17 protein-coding genes are annotated in these 17,799 nt (G+C 68.7%); 9 read left to right on the forward strand and 8 right to left on the reverse strand.

The genetic code is table 11. The features are described from left to right. Positions 1 to 90: 90 nt before the first annotated feature. The 7 genes from AAFN88_RS05285 to AAFN88_RS05315 all read left to right on the forward strand — a co-directional run bounded on the left by AAFN88_RS05285 (position 91) and on the right by AAFN88_RS05315 (position 5,219). The gene (locus AAFN88_RS05285) at positions 91 to 714 is read left to right on the forward strand and encodes a gamma-glutamylcyclotransferase (protein ID WP_347518777.1); all 624 of its coding nucleotides are present in this window, start codon (positions 91 to 93) and stop codon (positions 712 to 714) included. Further along, positions 711 to 1,658: a threonine/serine dehydratase gene (locus tag AAFN88_RS05290; protein WP_347518778.1), complete on the forward strand. Its 948-nt coding sequence runs from the start codon at positions 711 to 713 to the stop codon at positions 1,656 to 1,658. The genes AAFN88_RS05285 and AAFN88_RS05290 overlap by 4 nt, the downstream gene beginning before the upstream one ends. 213 nt (positions 1,659 to 1,871) lie before the next feature. Then, the gene (locus AAFN88_RS05295; protein WP_347518780.1) at positions 1,872 to 2,429 is read left to right on the forward strand and encodes a YHS domain-containing (seleno)protein; all 558 of its coding nucleotides are present in this window, start codon (positions 1,872 to 1,874) and stop codon (positions 2,427 to 2,429) included. Positions 2,430 to 2,499: 70 nt separating this feature from the next. Beyond that, positions 2,500 to 2,829 carry a DUF2282 domain-containing protein gene (locus tag AAFN88_RS05300; protein ID WP_347518783.1) on the forward strand — a complete coding sequence of 110 codons (330 nt, stop codon included), beginning with the start codon at positions 2,500 to 2,502 and terminating at the stop codon, positions 2,827 to 2,829. Between the two features lie 90 nt (positions 2,830 to 2,919). After that, positions 2,920 to 3,828 carry a DUF692 domain-containing protein gene (locus AAFN88_RS05305; protein WP_347518785.1) on the forward strand — a complete coding sequence of 303 codons (909 nt, stop codon included), beginning with the start codon at positions 2,920 to 2,922 and terminating at the stop codon, positions 3,826 to 3,828. Beyond that, complete coding sequence (locus tag AAFN88_RS05310; RefSeq protein ID WP_347518787.1) at positions 3,812 to 4,615, forward strand: DNA-binding domain-containing protein; 804 nt, start codon at positions 3,812 to 3,814, stop codon at positions 4,613 to 4,615. The genes AAFN88_RS05305 and AAFN88_RS05310 overlap by 17 nt, the downstream gene beginning before the upstream one ends. A 10-nt stretch (positions 4,616 to 4,625) precedes the next feature. Then, positions 4,626 to 5,219: a DoxX family protein gene (locus AAFN88_RS05315; RefSeq protein WP_347518789.1), complete on the forward strand. Its 594-nt coding sequence runs from the start codon at positions 4,626 to 4,628 to the stop codon at positions 5,217 to 5,219. A gap of 106 nt (positions 5,220 to 5,325) precedes the next feature. Here AAFN88_RS05315 and AAFN88_RS05320 read toward each other — a convergent pair whose 3' ends face one another. From AAFN88_RS05320 to ftsE, 6 genes are all read right to left on the reverse strand, one after another. Further along, the gene (locus AAFN88_RS05320; protein WP_347518791.1) at positions 5,326 to 6,093 is read right to left on the reverse strand and encodes an SDR family oxidoreductase; all 768 of its coding nucleotides are present in this window, start codon (positions 6,091 to 6,093) and stop codon (positions 5,326 to 5,328) included. Positions 6,094 to 6,458: 365 nt separating this feature from the next. Continuing rightward, the gene (locus AAFN88_RS05325) at positions 6,459 to 8,813 is read right to left on the reverse strand and encodes an adenosylcobalamin-dependent ribonucleoside-diphosphate reductase (RefSeq protein WP_347518793.1); all 2,355 of its coding nucleotides are present in this window, start codon (positions 8,811 to 8,813) and stop codon (positions 6,459 to 6,461) included. Positions 8,814 to 9,029: 216 nt separating this feature from the next. Further along, the gene (locus AAFN88_RS05330) at positions 9,030 to 9,809 is read right to left on the reverse strand and encodes a lysophospholipid acyltransferase family protein (RefSeq protein WP_347518795.1); all 780 of its coding nucleotides are present in this window, start codon (positions 9,807 to 9,809) and stop codon (positions 9,030 to 9,032) included. A gap of 18 nt (positions 9,810 to 9,827) precedes the next feature. Continuing rightward, positions 9,828 to 10,478, reverse strand: a complete 651-nt coding sequence (locus AAFN88_RS05335) for a YdcF family protein (protein WP_347518797.1) — start codon at positions 10,476 to 10,478, stop codon at positions 9,828 to 9,830. A 12-nt stretch (positions 10,479 to 10,490) separates the two neighbouring features. After that, positions 10,491 to 11,363: an FtsX-like permease family protein gene (locus AAFN88_RS05340; RefSeq protein ID WP_347518799.1), complete on the reverse strand. Its 873-nt coding sequence runs from the start codon at positions 11,361 to 11,363 to the stop codon at positions 10,491 to 10,493. A gap of 34 nt (positions 11,364 to 11,397) precedes the next feature. After that, on the reverse strand, positions 11,398 to 12,108 hold the full coding sequence (gene ftsE, locus AAFN88_RS05345; RefSeq protein ID WP_347518801.1) for a cell division ATP-binding protein FtsE: 711 nt from the start codon (positions 12,106 to 12,108) through the stop codon (positions 11,398 to 11,400). A 145-nt stretch (positions 12,109 to 12,253) separates the two neighbouring features. Between ftsE and AAFN88_RS05350 the strand changes: the two genes are divergently transcribed. Next, positions 12,254 to 12,898 (forward strand): DUF3426 domain-containing protein, encoded by a 645-nt coding sequence (locus tag AAFN88_RS05350; protein ID WP_347518803.1) that lies wholly within the window; start codon positions 12,254 to 12,256, stop codon positions 12,896 to 12,898. Positions 12,899 to 13,115: 217 nt separating this feature from the next. After that, on the forward strand, positions 13,116 to 13,493 hold the full coding sequence (locus tag AAFN88_RS05355; RefSeq protein ID WP_347518805.1) for a response regulator: 378 nt from the start codon (positions 13,116 to 13,118) through the stop codon (positions 13,491 to 13,493). A gap of 208 nt (positions 13,494 to 13,701) precedes the next feature. Here AAFN88_RS05355 and AAFN88_RS05360 read toward each other — a convergent pair whose 3' ends face one another. Continuing rightward, a complete protein-coding gene (locus tag AAFN88_RS05360; RefSeq protein WP_347518807.1) occupies positions 13,702 to 16,248 on the reverse strand; it encodes a TIGR02302 family protein in 2,547 nt (848 codons plus the stop codon). A 141-nt stretch (positions 16,249 to 16,389) separates the two neighbouring features. Beyond that, entirely contained in the window at positions 16,390 to 17,784 is a 1,395-nt protein-coding gene (gene lysA, locus AAFN88_RS05365; protein ID WP_347518809.1) for a diaminopimelate decarboxylase, read from the reverse strand. Positions 17,785 to 17,799: the final 15 nt, after the last annotated feature.

The raw sequence follows: 17,799 nt of genomic DNA on the forward strand, positions 1-17,799 counted from the left end.
CTTGCAGCCCCCAATTCGGGCCGGGGCGGGCGGCTTGCATCGGCGGGCGCGGCCTCTAACATGTTGACCGCCCCATCAGAAAGGGTCCCGATGACGCCCCCCAAGCCGCCGACGCTCGACGACCTTCAGAACCTCACGGCCGAGGAGCTGGCTGCGTGCCGTCTCAGCTTGCCGGCCGATAAGGATTTCTGGGTCTTCGGCTACGGCTCGCTGATGTGGCATCCGGGCTTTGCTCATGTAGAGGTGCGCCTCGCCCGCCTGCGCGGCTTCCACCGCAGCTTCTGCATCTATTCCCACCGCTACCGCGGCACGCCGCAGGCGCCGGGGTTGGTCCTGGGCCTGGACCGCGGCGGCTCCTGCCACGGCATGGTCTACCGGGTGCCGGCGGCCGAAGGCGAGGGGGTGCTGGACTATCTTTACGAGCGCGAGATGGTCACCGGCGTCTACCGGCCCTCCTGGCGCCGGGCCGAGACCGAGCAGGGGCCGGTCAGCGCCATCACCTTCGTGGTCGACCGCGACCACCGCCAGTACGCCGGGCGCCTGGATCGCGACGACATGGTCGAACTGATCCTGCAGGGCTGCGGCAACCGGGGGCCCTGCATGGAGTATTTGGAGAACACCGTGCACCACCTGCGCAACCTGGGCCTCAAGGACCGCGGCCTGGAGCGCCTGCTGAAGGAGGTCGCCCGCCGCCGCAAGGAGAACGGCCGATGAAACCGATCACCCGCGAAGCCGTCGCCGAGACCGAACGGCTGATCCGCCCCTACGTCCGGCGCACGCCGGTGCTGACGGTCGGCCTGGAGGACTTCGGGCCCGCCTGCGAAGGGGCGCCGCGTCCGCTGGACCTGAAGCTGGAGTTCCTGCAGCATTCCGGTTCCTTCAAGGCGCGCGGCGCCTTCGCCAACCTGCTGACCCGCAAGGTGCCGGAGGCGGGCGTGGTGGCGGCGTCCGGCGGCAACCACGGCGCCGCCGTGGCCTACGCGGCCCGGAAGCTGGGCATTCCCGCGACCATCTTCCTGCCCTCGGTCACCTCGCCGGCCAAGGCCGAGCGCATCGAGCGCTACGGCGCGAAGCTGGTGGTCGGCGGCGAGCGCTATGCCGACGCCCTTGCCGCCAGCGAGATCTTCGTCGCCGAGAGCGGCGCTCTGCCGGTGCACGCCTTCGACCAGCCGGAGACCCTGCTGGGCCAGGGCAGCGTCGGCCTGGAGATCGAGGAGCAGTTACCGCAGATCGACAGCCTGCTGGTGGCGACCGGCGGCGGCGGCCTGATCGGCGGCATCGCCGCCTGGTTCGCCGGGCGCATCAAGGTGGTGGCGGTGGAGCCCGAGGGCGCGCCGACCCTCTACAAGGCCCTGGCGGCGGGCCATCCGGTGGACGCCGAGGCCGAGGGCATCGCCGCCGACTCCCTGGCGCCGCGCCAGGTCGGTCGGCTCATGTTCCCCCTGGCCAAGGCCCATGTGGCGCGCTCGGTCCTGGTCAGCGACGACGACATCCGCGCCGCCCAGCGGGCCCTCTGGGAGACGCTGCGGGTGGTGACGGAGCCCGGCGGGGCGGCGGCCATGGCGGCGCTGCTCAGCGGCAAATACCGCCCGGCAGCGGAGGAAAGGGTGGCCGTGCTGCTCTGCGGGGCCAACACCACCGCCGTCGACTTCGGGTGACGGCCCGGCGGCCCTTTCTCAGCTAAACCCTTGGGAATCGCGGAATTTCTTGCCTCGCAAGGCCGCAAGCTGCCCGCCGCGCCGGGCCGTCACATTCTCGTGTAGTGACGTGATTTGATCGCTCCCGGCGCGGCCAAATATCTCTAAGCCAGCAGGCAGTGGTCTGCGCCCCGTTGAGGGGATTGGTGCAACAGGAGATGTGAGGTTTCCCCCATGATGCGCAAACTCCTTCTGGCCTCGGCCCTGTCGGTCCTGACGTTGGGCGCGGCCCAGGCCGGTGAGCAGTACGTCGACGAGACCGGCTACGCGGTCAGCGGCTACGACCCCGTCGCCTTCTTCGATCTGAAGCAGAACCCGGTCGGCGAGAAGCAACCGGAAGCGGTCCCCGGCAAGGCGAGCATCACCGCCGAGTACAACGGCGCCAAGTGGGCCTTCGCCTCGGAGGCCAACCGCGACAAGTTCCTTGCCGATCCGGAGAAGTACGCCCCGGCCTATGACGGCCACTGCGCCTATGGCGTTGCCAAGGACGGCAAGGTGCCGGGCAACCCCAACCTGTGGCGCATTCTCGACGGCAAGCTCTATCTGAACATCACCCCCACGGTGGTGGGCTTCTGGGAGAAGGACATCGACGGCTTCCTGAAAACTTCCGAGAGCAATTGGAAATCGCAGGAATCCAAGCCGGCCTCGTCCCAGAGCTGGAAGAAGATCAAAGACAATAGCGGCACCTATTCGGTCGAAGCGCCGGTGATTCCGGAAGCGCTGACCAACTGAACCGCGTTTCGGGCAGCACAGCCTCGAACGCAATCGGACTGCATGCGAGTGTAACAAGGAGAGCCCTCATATGGCTGACAAGACGAAATTGATGAGCGCCGCGATGATCGCCGGTGCGGTGGCCTTGGCGGTTTCCGCGACTGCGGAAGTGAACCCCGCTGCGGCGCAGGCCAAGGAGAAGTGCTACGGCATCTCGATGGCCGGTCAGAACGACTGCTCGGCCGGCCCCGGCACCACCTGCGCCGGCACCTCGACGATCGACTACCAGGGCAACGCCTGGAAGCTGGTGCCCGCCGGCGACTGCGCCAAGTACGGCATCGAGGAAAGCGAGGCCAAGTACGAGCTGCCCGGCGACCGCAAGGGCTCGCTCGAGGCGCTGGAGCGCGACCTGCCGGCCTGAGGCAGGCGTTCTTGGAGTCCCGTGACCCGGCCGTGTTCCATCGCGGCCGGGTCCGGCTTTCCTGGCATCGCAGTTTGGAGGACGGCAAGCATGGCGGTTTCGGCGGAAATTCCGGCACGCGGGGGCGTGGGGCTGAAGGCCCAACACTATGATGCCATCCTGGGCGGCCGCCCCGATGTCGGCTGGTTCGAGGTGCACGCCGAGAACTACATGGGCGCCGGCGGCCCGCCGCATCACTACTTGGAGGCCATCCGCCGCGACTACCCCTTGTCGCTGCACGGTGTCGGCCTCTCCATCGGGGGCGACCGGCCCCTGGACGAGGATCACCTGGCGCGGCTCAAGGCGCTGAACGACCGCTACCAGCCGGGGCTGGTCAGCGAGCACCTCGCCTGGTCGAGCCACAACGAGGTTTTTTTCAACGACCTGCTGCCGCTGCCCTACACGGGTGAAGCCGTGGCGCGGGTCAGCGAGCATATCGAACGCCTCCAGGATGTGCTGGGCCGGCGCATCCTGCTGGAGAACCCCTCTACCTACGTCGCCTTCGAGGCCAGCGAGATGAGCGAGCTGGATTTCCTGCAGGCCGTCTCCCTGCGCAGCGGCTGCGGGCTGCTGCTGGACGTGAACAACGCGCTGGTGAGCGCCACCAACCAGGGCGCCAGCGCCGAGGCCTATATCGATGCCTTCCCCATGTCCGCGGTGGGCGAGATCCACCTGGCCGGCCACGCCCGCGACCGCGACGACGCCGGGCAGACGCTGCTGATCGACGCCCACGACCGCCCGGTCGACGACAAGGTCTGGACGCTCTATGCGCGCGCCATCGCCCGGGCCGGGGCCAGGCCGACGCTCATCGAATGGGACAACGACGTGCCGGCTTGGCGCGAGCTCTTCGCCGAGGCGCGCACCGCCGAGCGCCTGATGGCGGCGCAGGACGCCCTGCGCCGCAGCCGCGCCAATGGCGTTCGAACGGGCCGGGAGGCCGGACATGCAACGGCTGGCTGATCTGCAGGCGGACTTCGCGGCGGCGCTCAGGGACCCGGCCCTGCCGGTGCCGGCGGGCGTCCGCCAAGCGGCAAGGCGGGAGCAGGTGAAGCGGCCGCAGAGCCGGCGCTTCGACGTTTACCGCAACAACATGATGGTCAGCCTCATCGAAGCGCTGGAGGCTACCTTCCCGGCGGTCAAGCGCCTGGTGGGCGCCGATTTCTTCAAGGCGGCGGCCAAGGTCTATATCCGGCAGGCGCCGCCGCGCTCGCCGGTGCTGCTGCTCTACGGCGAGACCTTCGGCGATTTCCTCGACGGTTTCGAGCCGGCGGCCGGCGTGCCTTACCTGGGCGATGTGGCGCGCCTGGAGTGGGCGCGCGTCGCCGCCTACCACGCCGCCGATGCGGAGCCTCTGCCCATAGAGCGCCTGGCGGCGGTGCCGCAGGGGCTTCTGACGGAAACGCGCTTCACGCTGCACCCCTCGCTGCGGCTCGTCAGCTCGAAGTATCCGGCCGCCTCTCTCTGGGCGGCGACCAGCGGCGCCGACCCCGAGGCTGAGGTCGACATGAAGCGTGGCGAGGACGCGGCGGTGCTGCGCCCCATGCTGGCGGTCGACCTGCGGCTGCTGCCGCCGGGCGGCCATACCTTCATGGCCGCGCTGGCGGCGGGCCGCTCCCTGGGCGACGCGGCGGACCACGCGGCGCAGGCGGTGGCGGACTTCGATCTTGCCCGCCACCTGCAAGGGCTGTTCCAGCTCGGCGCCGTCGCCGCCCTCCATACGCCCGATCAGATCCAAGAACAGGCATAGAGTTGGAACGATGACTCAAGCGATTTCCCGCGCCCTGCGCCTCTACCACTGCACCACGACCTTGGCCGAGGCGCGCCTCGACGGCTGGTTCCTTGGCCTGACCGCGCGCTTCTTCTTCGCCGCCGTGCTGCTGGTCTACTATCTGAATTCGGCCGCGACCAAGGTGGGCGAGGGCATCGCCGGCTTCTTCTCGGTCGGCGACAACGCCTATTTCCAGATCCTGCCCAGCGTGGTGGAGGCCTACAACTACGACGCTTCCCAGGTGCCCTTCTTTCCCTACGACCTGATCGTCATCGCCGGCACCTACGCCGAGTTCATCCTGCCGATCCTCATCGTGCTGGGGCTTTTCACGCGCCTGGCGGCGCTGGGCATGATCGGCTTCACCCTGGTGCAGAGCTACGTCGACATCGCTTTCCACGGCGTCGACGCCAAGACCATAGGCGCCTGGTTCGACCGCTTCTCCGACGCCGCGATCCTGGATCAGCGCGCGCTCTGGGTCTTCCTGCTGGTCTATCTTGTCGTGAAGGGCGCGGGCGCCGTGTCGCTGGACTGGGTGCTGGGGCGGAAGCTGGCGGCGCCGTCAGGCCAGCAGGTCGCGGCCTGACGGTCTTCTCGCCTGTCACCCTCGGACGTGTTCCGAGGGTCCAGGGCAACACCTCCGCGCCCGCCCTGGATGCTCGGGACAAGCCCGAGCATGACAACCTAGGCGTCTAGGCCACAAGTCCGACCTTGCGGCGGCCTTCCTCGGTCTTCAGGGAGAAGTCGCCGCCATCGTACTCCGAAGCCTCTTTCGTGCAGAGCCAGGCGATGGCCTTGGCCGGCCAGTCCGGGGAAATGTGCACCGAGGGGTCGAGCTGGCTCACCGGGTTGATCCCGGAGGCTTTGATGGAGATCTGCATCCCGGTGGCGACGGTGCCGGGGCTCATGCCGACGACGCGGATGCCCTTGTCCGCGTATTCCTTGTGGACGCAGCGGGTGAGCATCAGTACCGCCGCCTTCGAGGCGCAGTAGTGGCTCCAGCCTTCCAGCGCCGAGGTCGCGGCGCCGGAGCTGACGTTGACGATGACGCCGGCGCCCTGCGCCTCCATGAGCGGCAGCACCGCGCGCAGGCCGTGGTAGACGCCCTTCACGTTGATGTCGATGGCCTCGCCCCAGCCGGCGGGGTCGGACTCGGCCAGCCGTGCGATGGGCTCGATGACGCCGGCGTTGTTCACCAGGATATCGACGCTGCCGAAGCTCGACGTGCAGAGGTCCACCGCGGCGGCGACGTCGTCGTAGCTGGCGACGTCGCAGGCGATGGCCTTGGCCTTGCCGCCAGCCGCGGTGATCTTCCCCGCGACTTCCTCGATGGCGCCGCTGCTGCGCGCGGCCAGCACCACGGCCACGCCCTGGCGCGCCAGTTCCTCGGCGGTGGCGGCGCCGATGCCCTTGCTAGCCCCGGTCACGATGGCGGCTTTGCCTTGCAGTTCGTCAGTCATCCATTCTTCCTCTTCATTCTGATACCGTTACCCTCGGAACAAGCTCGAGCATGACATGTGAGTAGTCTGTGCTCGCACACCTTTGCCGTCTTCCCGACTGTCACCCTCGGGCTTGACCCGAGGGTCCATGATCCAATCCGCACGAACCAGTACGTCATAGAAATGGATTGCCGGGTCAAGCCCGGCAATGACGCGTTGGTGGTTCATTGGAGACTATTCGTTCGGCCTTTTGCCGCTGTTCTCAAACCATGCTTGGAGCTGGTGCGCAAAGGCGATTGCGGCTTTGCGGCTGACCGGCATGTTGATCTCATCCCACGCCACATTCCCTATGTAGCCTGCGATTGCGGCTGTTCCAACCCTGTCGCTCACCCGCACTTGGAATAGCCGCAGGAGGTGCAGAGGTCGCAGCCTTCCTGGCGGATCAGGCTGGCGCCGGCGCACTTGGGGCACTGGGCGAAGCGGGTGCCGTCATCGGGGCCGCCGAGGTTCACCACCGCCTTCTGCTCCTCGCCTTGCGGCGTCTCCTTCGGCTGCAGGAAGCCGATGTCGATCATGTGGCGCTCGATGACCCCGCCGATGGCGGCCAGCAGCGAGGGTACGTAGCGCCCTTCCATCCAGGCGCCGCCGCGCGGGTCGAAGACGGCTTTCAGCTCCTCGACCACGAAGGAGACGTCGCCGCCGCGCCGGAACACGGCGGAGATCATGCGCGTCAGCGCCAGCGTCCAGGCGTAGTGCTCCATGTTCTTGGAGTTGATGAAGATCTCGAAGGGGCGGCGGCGCGGCTCTTTCCCGGTCCCCTCCTGCACGATGTCGTTGAGGGTGATGTAGATGGCGTGGTCGCTCTCCGGCCAGCGCAGCTTGTAGGAGCGTCCGGGCAGCACCTCGGGGCGCCCCAGCGGCTCGGTCATATAGACCACGTCGCCGCTGGCCGGGGGCGGGCCCAGGTCCGGCGTGGCCGCGGCGGCGGCTTCGGCGGGCACCCGCTCGCTGGTCGCGGTGTCGCGATGTGCTTCGCCGGCGCCGGTCGAGAGCACCGCGCCGGTGATCTCGTTGGGCCGGTAGGTGGTGCAGCCCTTGCAGCCCAGGTCGTAGGCCTGCTGGTAGACGTCCTTGAAGGCGTCGAAGGAGATCGAGGCCGGCAGGTTGATGGTCTTGGAGACCGAGCTGTCGATGTAGCGCTGCACCGCGGCCTGCATGACCACGTGGGCCGCCGGCTCCAGGGTCTGGGCGTTGACGAAGGCGGGCGGCAGGGGCGCGTCCTCGCCTTTCAGGCGGCGGAACAGGCGGTAGGCGTAGTCGCTGACCTCCTCCTCGCGGCGGCTGCCGTCGGGCTGCAGGATGCGGCGCTTGTAGACGAAGCTGAAGACCGGCTCCAGGCCGGAGGAGATGTTGTCGGCCAGGAGCGAGATGGTGCCGGTGGGTGCGACGGAGGTCACCAGGGCGTTGCGGATGCCGTGCTGGGCGATGGCTTCCTGTACGTCCTTGTCCAGCTCCCGGATGGTCTCGCCGGCCAGGTAGGGCTCGCGGTCATAGAGCGGGAAGGGGCCCTTCTCCTTGGCCAGCTCCACCGAGGCGAGATAGGCGTGGCGGCGCAGGGCGGCCAGCCAGCGCTCCGTCGTCTTCACCGCCTCGGCGCTGCCGTAGCGCAGGCCGCAGCAGATGAGGGCGTCGGCCAGGCCGGTGATGCCCAGGCCGATGCGGCGCTTGGCCATGGCCTCCTGGCGCTGCGCCTCCAGGGGGAAGCGCGAGACGTCGATGGCGTTGTCGAGCAGGCGCACCGCCGTGGGCACCAGCTCGGCCAGCGCCTCCATGTCCAGGGCCGCGTTCTTCCCGAAGGGGTTCTTCACCAGGGCCGCCAGGTTGATCGAGCCCAGAAGGCAGGCGCCGTAGGGCGGCAGCGGCTGCTCGCCGCAGGGGTTGGTGGCGCGGATGGTCTCGCAGTAGTGCAGGTTGTTGCGCTGGTTGATGCGGTCGATGAAGATCACGCCCGGCTCGGCGGCGGCGTAGGTCGCCTGCATGATCCTGTCCCACAGATCGCGCGCCTGCACCGTGCGGTAGACCGTGCCGCCGAAGACCAGCTCCCAGGGCTGGTCCTCGCGCACCGCCTGCATGAAGGCGTCGCTGACCAGCACCGAGAGATTGAACATGGAAAGCCGCCCCGGCTCCTGCTTGGCGGCGATGAAGGCCTCGATGTCCGGGTGGTCGCAGGCCAGCGTCGCCATCATGGCGCCGCGCCGCGAACCGGCGGACATGATGGTGCGGCACATGGCGTCCCAGACGTCCATGAAGCTCAAGGGGCCGGAGGCGTCGGCGCCGATGCCGTGGACCACGGCGCCCCTGGGGCGCAGGGTCGAGAAGTCGTAGCCGATACCGCCGCCCTGCTGCAGGGTCAGGGCGGCTTCCCTCAGATGCTCGAAGATGCCGCCCATGTCGTCGGGGATGGCTCCCATGACGAAGCAGTTGAACAGGGTGACCTTGCGCTCGGTCCCCGCGCCGGCCTGGATGCGCCCGGCGGGCAGGAAGCGGAAATCCTCCAGCGCCTCGAAGAACTTTGATTCAATTGAGCTTCTGGCCGCCGGATCGGGCTCCGCCTGAGCCAGCGCCCGGGCGATCCGCCGCCAGGAATCGGCGATGGTTTTGTCCACAGGCTCGCCCGAGGCGGTCTTCAGGCGGTATTTCATGTCCCAGATTTCCTGGGACAAGGCCGGCAACTTGGTCATTTCGGCGCCTTTCGCCTGCTGCTAAAAGCAGTCCAGGCCTCAATATTTGGCGGAAATACAAGGCTGACGATAGGTCCCGGCCGGGGGCCGGTCAAGGTGCTGTTCCCTCTTCGTTTCGCCGGTGCGGGCCGCCGCCGGATTCGGCCGCCGGATGACGGATTCCCGGGCCTTCGCGCCGGCGGCGTGAACTGTCCACAACTTTGCGCACAGCTATTTTTAGACGGGGGGCTTGCTTTCGATTCCGGTTTCGGCAGCCGACTCGGGCGATGGCTGGGCTTGGGAGGGGGTGGGGCCCCCGGCGAGGGCCCGGCTGCGCCCCTCGATGGCCCTTTCCAGGCGGGCCAGGAAGTCCTTGCGCTGCAGGCCGGGCGGGATCTGCGGCAGGAATTCCAGGGTGATGGTGCCCGGCAGCTTCCAGAAGCTGTTGCGGCGCCAGTAGAGGCCGGAATTGAGCGCCACCGGCACCACCGGGACGCCAAGCTGGCCGTAGAGCGCGGCCACCCCGGGGTGGTAGGGGCGCTGCTGTTCCGGGGCGACGCGGGTGCCTTCGGGAAAGATCACCATGGGCCGGCCTTGCGCGGCGACCCGCTTGGCGGCGGCCACCATCTTCTTCAATGCCTTGGCGCCGCCGCGGCGGTCGACGGGGATGAGTCCGGCGCGCCAGAGGTAGAGGCCGAAGAAGGGAATGCGCATCAGCTCCTGCTTCAGGACGAAACTGTGATCCCACAGCAGGATCGAGAAGACGATCGTATCCCAGGCCGATTGATGCTTGGCGGCGATCAGCACCGGTCCCTGGGGCAGGTTCTCACGGCCGCGCACCTGGTGCTTCAGGCCGCAGAGCAGGCGCAGGGCGGCCAGGACCGGATGGGCCCAGATTCGGCCCAGGACGTAGATGCCCTTGCGCGGGCCCAGCAGCAGCGGCAGGCCGGCGATGCAGCAGAACGCCGTCCAGCCGTAGAAGAAGAGGTTGAACAGCAGAGAGCGTAGCGCGGTCATGCCGGATCCATGCTCGCGTTACGCCAAGACCGCGAAGAGCGGATCGAAGAGGCCGCGCAGCAGAGCCACCAGGTACTTGCTGTACTCCGTAATCAGCAGGCTGCTGCTGCCCGGCCAGCGCCACCAGTCGTCGCTCTTGAAATGTTCGGGGAAAACCGGATGGGGCACGATCTCGATGTCCGGCATCAGGCGGCGGAATTCCAGCAGCGAGCGCGGCATGTGGTAGGTGGCGGTCACCAGGCGCAGGGAAGTGAAGCCCTGCTCCTTCATCCAGGCCGCAGTCTCCACGGCGTTGCCGCGGGTGTCGTCGGCCTCGTAGCCCAGGACCACGCAGCAGGAGAGGTCCTCGGGAGAATGCTGGGACAGGTCGAGGAGCTGGCGCACGTCGACCCCGTGATAGACGCCGGAGACGAAGAGTTTCCGCCCTTTATCGGCGCTCAGCAGGTCCAGGGCCACGCTCAGGCGGTCGCTGCCGCCGGTCAGCACCACGATGGCGTCGGTCCGGCGCTGGCCGTCGTCGGCCCGGGTCGGCATCAGGGTGGCGAACCACAGGAAGCCGATGCCGTAAGCCAGGGCCAGCAGCAGAGTCGCCGCGATCAGCCATCTGAGGCGGCGCCAGCCGCGCCCCGGCGCCTTGGCTCTGTCGTGTCTGAGGCTTCGCACCCGCATCGCCCGCCTTCTTTAAGGCATGCGCGCCAAGGTGCGCAACACGGTGACGCGCGCAGTCAGCATGGCGACCAGGGCGGCGGCGAGGGGCAGCAGCACCAGCAGCGACCACTCGAAAGGTTCCAGTACCAGCTCCGGTAGCAGGCCGCTGTCGATTCGCTGCAGCAGGAAGCGCGCCAGGTAGAGGGTTGGCAGGGCGCAGAGAAAGCCCAGCAATCCGCCGCGCAGGCCGAGGCTGAGGGCGTGGTTCTGGAACTGCCGGGCGACGTAGGAGTCCTGCGCGCCGATGAGATGCAGCAGCTCGATGGCCCGATCATGGGCGGCCAGGCCCATGCGGGTCACGAAGGCGACCATGATGCAGGCCGCCGCGACCACCAGCAGCACCACCACCGCGGCCATGATCTCCACCGCCCGGGCGAGGTCCAGCAGCCGCGCCAGCCAGCGCTGGTGGTCGTCCAGCAGGCTGCCGGGGGCCAGGTCCTCGGCCGTCGCCCGAAGCGCCTCCATGTCCGGCGGGCCAGCCGTGTCGACGGTGACGGCGACGAGCCGCGGCAGCGGCAGGTCGCCGGCGGTCACCGCGTCGCCGAGCCAGGGTTCCAGCAGCGCCGTCATCTCCTGCGCATCCATGGGCTCGACCGCCAGCACGCCGGGGGTCGCGGCCAAGGCCTGGATGAGCGCGTTCAGCGGCGGGCCGTCCGCGGCCGCCGCGGCCTCGGCGGGGATCTGCAGGGTGAGGGCGCCGGCCAGGCCGCTGTCCCAGCGCTCCGCCAGCCTGTTCACCGACAGCGCGCCGGCCAGGGCCAGGACGGCCAGATAGACCATGATGGCCACCAGCAGCGGCAGGTAGCGCCCGGAGACGTCGCGGTCCAGGGGAACGGGCTTGCGCAAGCGCCTTCTGGTCTTGGATGAGGCGGCCATGACGTCAGGCGGTTCCGGCCTGCGGGCTGGGCGCCGGTCCGGCGTCCGAGTCCACCGCCTCGCCGTCGCGCAGGCGCGTTACCGGGTGGCGGAAGCGCTGCACCAGCGATTCGTTGTGGGTGGCGATGACCACGGTGGTGCCGATCTTGTTCAGTTCCTCGAAAAGATACAGCAGGCGCACGGCCATGCGGTCGTCCAGATTGCCGGTCGGTTCGTCGGCCAGCAGCAGGCTGGGCCGCGCGATGACCGCCCGGGCGATGGCGACGCGCTGCTTCTGGCCGCCGGAAAGCGTCGGCGGCAGGGCGTCCATATGGTCGGCCAGGCCGACCCAGGCCAGCAGTTCCTCGACATCCTTGGCGCTGCGTCCCTTGTCGGCCCGGGAGGCAGCCTGGCCGCCGATGTGCAGCGGCAGGGTGACGTTTTCGCGCGCCGTCAGGTGGTCCAGCAGGCGGAAATCCTGGAACACGACCCCGATTCGTCGCCGCAGCAGCGCGGTTTCCCGGCGCGAGAGCCCGGCCACGTCCCGGCCGAAAAGAGCCACTTTGCCGGCCGTGGGGTGCTGGGCGAGGTACATCATGCGCAGCAGCGAGGACTTGCCGGCGCCGCTGGGGCCGACCAGGAAATGATAGGATCCCGGGTCGAACTGCAGGGAGAGTCGCTTCAGGATTTCCGGCCCGTTTCCGTAGCGCAGCACGACGTCCTCGAAGCGAACCAAGGCACATTTTCCCTTTTCCGGAAGCTCGAATCGAAAATGGCATAGGCAAGTCAGTCCCGTAAAGGGTTCTGCTCCTGCCTTGCTTTGCCCATACCTCACTCATATAAGGTTAGCGTGACATCTCCCCGGAGGGCAGAAGTCGTCCATGATTGTTTCTTGTCCTGCCTGTGAAAGCCGCTTCGAGGTCGATCAGGAACAGCTCGGCTACAAAGGCCGAATCGTCCGCTGCGGCAAATGCGGGAATTGCTGGCACCAGATGCCGGACGACGACCCGCGCGTGGCCGTGGCTGTGGCCGAAGAGCCGGGGCCGCCGCCGCGCCGCCGTCCCATGCCGCCCCCCAAGAAGAAGGGCCGCGGCGTGGCCGTGGGCTGGCTGCTCCTGCTGCTGCTCATCGCCGGCATCGCCGCCGGCGGCTGGTTCGAGCGCGAACGGATCGTCGCCCAGTTCCCTCAGCTCGCCGATGCCTATGCGCTGCTGGGCGTTCCCGTCACCGGGCCGGGCCCGGTTCTGGACTTGAAGGTCCTCTCGCCCACCAGCGACGTGGTCGAGGGCGACACGGTTATCACCGTGCGCGGGACGGTGACCAACATCTCCGACCGCAAGCAGGACGTTCCCCGCCTGCGCGCGCAGTTGGTCAACGGGACCGGCGAGGTTCTGACGGAGTGGGTATTCGAGACGCCGCAGCCGGCACTCGACGCCGGGGGCAGCGTCGATTTCGTGACCCAGACCAGGAACCCGCCCGCCGAGGCGCAGAACGTCAGCGTCTTCTTCGTCGAAAGCGCCCGCTGACGATTCGCGCCATCGCCGCGGCGGCGCCGCCGGACGCCGGCCCGGCGTTCCCTTTGATACACAGCCCGTTAAGCCAAATTAAGCGTTGCTTAACCACGCCGGTGGCAGTTTGAACGGCGAGGGACGGGCTGCGTTGCAGCCGTGATTCCGCGGCGCGAAAGCGCCGGAATCGGGCTTGTCCGTCTCGATATTCAGGTCCGCAGGAGACGAAGACGCCATGGCGCGCATTCTGGTCGCAGAAGACGATACCGCCGTTCAGAGTTTTGTCAGCCGCGCCCTCGTGCACCGGGGGCACCGCGTCACCTCGGTCGAAGACGGCGTGCAGGCGCTGGAGGCGCTGGACCGCGACAGCTTCGACCTGCTGATCACCGACATCGTCATGCCCAGCCTGGACGGCATCGGCTTGGCGCTGAAGGTGGCCAAGGATTTTCCGGCCCTGCCGGTGCTGCTGATGACCGGCTATTCCGCCGAGCGCCAGCGCGCCCACAACCTCGAAGAGCTGATCTGCGAGGTCATCACCAAGCCCTTCACCCTGCAGGAGATCTGCGAGGCCGCCGAGGCGGCGCTGAGCGCCGAGGAGATGACCTGCCACTAAGTGAGGCAGATCCCCGGATTCTCAATAGGCCCGGTTTTCTCAGCTTTCTCAAATCGTCACCCTCGGGCTTGACCCGAGGGTCCATTCTTCAACGGCACCAGCCGGCGGGTGGCACAATGGATGCTTGGGACAAGCCCGAGCATGACAATGCGGGGACTCGCCCAAGCGCACCAAGGCAACTCCGCATTGGAGTCGCCGTTCTCATTTCTCAGAACTGGTCGAGCAGGCGGTCGAGGTAGTCCAGCTCGATGGTCGGGCGGCTGCGTTCGCCGCGGCGGCGGCGCAGCTCGTCGACGATCTCGCGGGTGCGGCGCAGCTCCATCTGGTCGGGGATCTGCACGCCCTCGCGGTTGACCTGGCCCTGGCCCGGTCCCTGAGGTTCGCGGCCCAGGGGGTCGCGCTGGTTGCCGTTGGGGCGGGCGCCGATCTGGCCTTCGCCCTGGCCCTCGCCGGGGGCGAACATCTCCATGAACTGGTCGAGCGTGGCCTGCATGCCCTGCTGCAGTTGGTCGAGCGAGCGGGTCTGCGAGGGGACCGCCTGGCCCGGCTGCTCGTTGCCCAGGGCGTCGCGGGCGTCGCGCATCTCGCGCTCGGCCCGGCCCAGGGGGCGTGGAATGTCGCCCAATGCATCGCCGAGCTGGCGCATCAGCTCGCCGAGCTGCCGGCGTAGCTGCTCCTGGCGCTGGGCGTCGGCCTGGTTCTCGCCGCCCTGGCGGGGCTGGCCCTCGCCCTGCTGCCCCTGCTGGCCCTGTTGGGAACGCTCGAAGCTGCGGTCCAGCAGCTCCTGCTGCTCGCGCATCATCTGCTCCAGGTCGCGCATCATGCGCGAGGCTTCCTGCATGTCCTGGTTCATCTGCTGGGCATAGGGGTTGGCGCGCAGGTTCTCCAGCATGTCGCGCAGTTGCGAGAGCAGGTCGCGGGCCGCGTCCTTGGCGCCGGAGCGCGCGAGCTCGCGCGCCCGCTCCAGCATCTCCTGCAGGTCCTGGCGGTTCAGCAGCTGGCTGTTCGGCGGCAGCTCCTGGCTCATCGTCTCCTGGCCCTCCTGCTGGGCCAGTTGTTCGCGCATCTGTTCGATCATCTCGTCGAGGAAGTCGTTCAGCGCCTGCTGCAGCTCTTCGATCAGGCGCTCGATCTCCTCATCGGGCGCGTCGCGCTCCAGGGCCTCCATCAAGGCCTCCTGGGCCTCGCGCAGGCGCCGCTCGGCGATCGCCAGCTCGCCGTCCTCGATGCGCAGGGCGGTGTTCCACAGCAGCTCCTGCACTTCGGCGATGGCTTTGCCGGTGGCGTCGTAGATCAGCCGCCGCTCCGCCGAGCGCAGCGCCAGGGCGACCACGATGTCGTGATAGAAATGCTCGGGATGTTCGGAGATGCCGCTCAGCGCCTGCACCACCGGCAGCCGGCGGTCGGGATTGATCGTCAGTTCCTTGCGAAGCTCCACCAGGGCGCGGGCCACCGGATGGTTGAAGATGCGCTCCGGGATCACCGTGCGCAGCTTCTCGCTGCGGCCCTCCTGGCCGGGACGGTCCTTGGCCACCAGCTCGATCTCCACCGGCAAGCCGGCCCAGGGGTGCGGTGTCAGGTCGTGATAGGTGGTCGCTTCGCTGGTCTTGGGGCCGATGCCCGGCAGCACCAGCTCCAGTTCCATGGCGGGCGCCTCGGGCTGGTCGAGACGGCGCACGACCGCGGTGGCGTCGGCCAGGCCGTAGTCGTCGCTGGCCTGATAGGTGATACGCAGGGCCGAGCGCTCGGTGCGCGCCGGGGGCGACTGGAAGGCGATCTCCGGCGCATTGTCGGGCACCAGCTCCAGCGGCCAGGCGGCCAGGGTGCGGCCGTCCTGCTCGATGGCGAGCTGACTGCCCTCGGTCAGGGCGTGCTCCAGGCGGTAAGCCTCGTGGGCGAAGTTCTCGAAAGGCTTGGCGGCTCCGGAAATCCGCAGGCTGGGGGTGCCGCTGCCGCCTTGCACCTGGGCCAGCAGCACGCTGCCCGCGGGCACGCGCAGCGATTCGCGCGCCGGGGCGGCGGCCTGCGCTTCGGCTTCGCTCTCGCCGGCGCCGATCCGGGCTTCCAGGTAGATCGGCGCCAGGCCGGTGTAGGCCGGCGGATTGATCCAGGCGTCCAGGCTGGGCGGCAGCCGTGTTTCGCGGGTAAAGCTGGGGGTGACCGCCCCGGCCAGGCGGCTGCCCACATTGCCTTCGGAGGCGGCGAAGCCAACCAGCACCAGCAGCACGACCAGGCCGCGCAGGGCCCAGGGGTCGAAAGCGGCCAAGCCGGGGCGCGGCAGGCCGACGCGCAGCCGGCCCAGGCGGGCGATGACCCGGCGCTGATGGGCGCGCCACAGCACCCGGGACTCGATGTCGCCGCCGCTGGCCATGCGGTCTTCCAGCGCCGCCAGCGGACGGTGGTCCAGGCCGCTGTCGCGCTCCAGGCGGCGCTTGGCGGCCTGTTCGTCGGGCAGCGCGCTGCGGCGCAGGGCCTGCGCCAGGGCGCCAAGGACCGCGAGGACGAAGGCCGCCAGCACGACGCTGTGCAGCCAGCCGGGCAGTTCCGGCAGAAGCCCGGAGAGCGCGAGGGCGAGGAAAAGTCCGAGGATGCCCAGCAGCGGCCAGATCGCCGGCCAGAGAACCTCCCAGGCGACGGCGCCGCGCGCCAAGGCCAGCAGCAGGCCGAAATGGGCGAGCGCGCGCCTGGGGTCTACGCCCTGGGTGTGGTCCGGGCGGGGGGCGGAAGGGGAACGGTCGGGCCGTCGATCGGTCATGCGCGTTTCCTGTCCTTCGTCCAGGCACCTGCGGCCCCCACCCCTTAGCGAGGCCGCGGGCGGTCCAACAAACATCCCCCTCTGTGCGGAACTAGGCCGTTGCGACCGTAAACCCAGTTCCGAAAAAAAACTCTACAGACCTCAGGCGGCGCCGCGCCGCTCCCGGGCGAGGCCCGCGCTAGGATCTGATCCCTCCGGGCTCTCCGCCTCCAGCCAGTCCGGCAGCCGGTCCTGTCCGATCATTGTGTCATAGTCCATGCGCGCGCGCACTAGCGCGTGGCGACCGCCGCGCACGAGGATTTCCGGGGGTAACGGCCGGGAATTGTAGGTCGAGGCCATCACAAAACTGTAAGCGCCGGCCGAGGAGAAGGCCAGAAGATCGCCTTCGCCCACCGGCGGCAGCGGCCGCTGCTTGGCGAAGGTGTCGGTCGACTCGCAGACCGGCCCGACCACGTCGACGGGCCGCAGTTGGGTGCCGGCGGCCGGCGCGCGCAGCGGAATGATCTCGTGCCAGGCTTCGTAGAGCGACGGGCGGATCAGGTCGTTCATCGCCGCGTCGATGATGACGAAGCGCCGCGGCCCGTTGTCCTTCACGTAAATCACGCGGGTGACCAGCATGCCGGCATTGCCGACCAGCAGGCGCCCGGGCTCGAAGACCAGTTCGGCGTCTCCCACGCCGTTCTTGGGGTCCTCGATCAGGCCGCGCACCATCTCGGCATAGGCGCTGACCCTTGCGTCGGCCTGGCTGACGGCGTGGTCGGCACGGTCCGCGGCGTCGAGGCCGGGCACCCGGTGCCGGTAGTCGATGCCGATGCCGCCGCCGAAGTCGAGGCGCTTCAACGGCAGGCCGGCGCCGCGCAGATCCTTGTAGAGCGCGATCAGCCGCTCGAAGGCCAGACGGTAGGGCGCCACGTCGGTGAGCTGCGAGCCGATGTGCACGGCCAGGCCCTCGACGCGGATGCCCGGGATCTCCCGGTTGGCGAGCAGGAAGTCGCGCGCCTGCGTGGCGTCGATGCCGAACTTGCTGTCGGCGCGCCCGGTGGTGATCTTCTCCAGGGTGCCGGCGTCGACGTCCGGATTGACGCGCAGGGCGACCGGCGCGGTGACGCCGCGTGCCGTCGCGACCTCGGACAGCAGCTTCAGCTCCGAGAGCGATTCCACGTTGAACTGCATGATCCCGGCGTCCAGCCCGGCGGCCAGCTCGTTGCCGGTCTTGCCGACCCCGGCGAAGACGATCTTCTGCGCCGGCACGCCGGCGGCCAGCGCGCGGCGCAGCTCGCCTTCCGAGACCACATCGGCGCCGGCGCCCAGCGCCGCGAAGGTGCGGATCACCGCCTGGTTCGAGTTGGCCTTGAGCGCGTAGCAGATGGTGGCCGGCAGGCCGGAGAGCGCTTCGGCGAAGAAGCGGTAGCCGTGCTCCAGGGCGTCGGCGGAGTAGCAATAGAAGGGCGTGCCGACCTCCGCGGCCAGTGCTTCCAGCGCCACGTCGGAGGCGTGGAGCCGCCCCTCCCGGTAAGAAAAGAAATGGCTGCTCATCTGATCGTCTTTCCT

The sequence above is a fragment of the Pelagibius sp. CAU 1746 genome (genome assembly GCF_039839785.1).
Taxonomy (GTDB): Bacteria; Pseudomonadota; Alphaproteobacteria; order Kiloniellales; family Kiloniellaceae; genus Pelagibius.

Bases quoted from the DNA above. Each gene is read 5' to 3' on its own strand.
- AAFN88_RS05285 (WP_347518777.1), top strand. From the start codon at position 91: ATGACGCCCCCCAAGCCGCCGACGCTCGACGACCTTCAGAACCTCACG.
- AAFN88_RS05290 (WP_347518778.1), top strand. From the start codon at position 711: ATGAAACCGATCACCCGCGAAGCCGTCGCCGAGACCGAACGGCTGATC.
- AAFN88_RS05295 (WP_347518780.1), top strand. From the start codon at position 1,872: ATGATGCGCAAACTCCTTCTGGCCTCGGCCCTGTCGGTCCTGACGTTG.
- AAFN88_RS05300 (WP_347518783.1), top strand. From the start codon at position 2,500: ATGGCTGACAAGACGAAATTGATGAGCGCCGCGATGATCGCCGGTGCG.
- AAFN88_RS05305 (WP_347518785.1), top strand. From the start codon at position 2,920: ATGGCGGTTTCGGCGGAAATTCCGGCACGCGGGGGCGTGGGGCTGAAG.
- AAFN88_RS05310 (WP_347518787.1), top strand. From the start codon at position 3,812: ATGCAACGGCTGGCTGATCTGCAGGCGGACTTCGCGGCGGCGCTCAGG.
- AAFN88_RS05315 (WP_347518789.1), top strand. From the start codon at position 4,626: ATGACTCAAGCGATTTCCCGCGCCCTGCGCCTCTACCACTGCACCACG.
- AAFN88_RS05320 (WP_347518791.1), bottom strand. From the start codon at position 6,093: ATGACTGACGAACTGCAAGGCAAAGCCGCCATCGTGACCGGGGCTAGC.
- AAFN88_RS05325 (WP_347518793.1), bottom strand. From the start codon at position 8,813: ATGACCAAGTTGCCGGCCTTGTCCCAGGAAATCTGGGACATGAAATAC.
- AAFN88_RS05330 (WP_347518795.1), bottom strand. From the start codon at position 9,809: ATGACCGCGCTACGCTCTCTGCTGTTCAACCTCTTCTTCTACGGCTGG.
- AAFN88_RS05335 (WP_347518797.1), bottom strand. From the start codon at position 10,478: ATGCGGGTGCGAAGCCTCAGACACGACAGAGCCAAGGCGCCGGGGCGC.
- AAFN88_RS05350 (WP_347518803.1), top strand. From the start codon at position 12,254: ATGATTGTTTCTTGTCCTGCCTGTGAAAGCCGCTTCGAGGTCGATCAG.
- AAFN88_RS05355 (WP_347518805.1), top strand. From the start codon at position 13,116: ATGGCGCGCATTCTGGTCGCAGAAGACGATACCGCCGTTCAGAGTTTT.
- AAFN88_RS05360 (WP_347518807.1), bottom strand. From the start codon at position 16,248: ATGACCGATCGACGGCCCGACCGTTCCCCTTCCGCCCCCCGCCCGGAC.
- lysA (WP_347518809.1), bottom strand. From the start codon at position 17,784: ATGAGCAGCCATTTCTTTTCTTACCGGGAGGGGCGGCTCCACGCCTCC.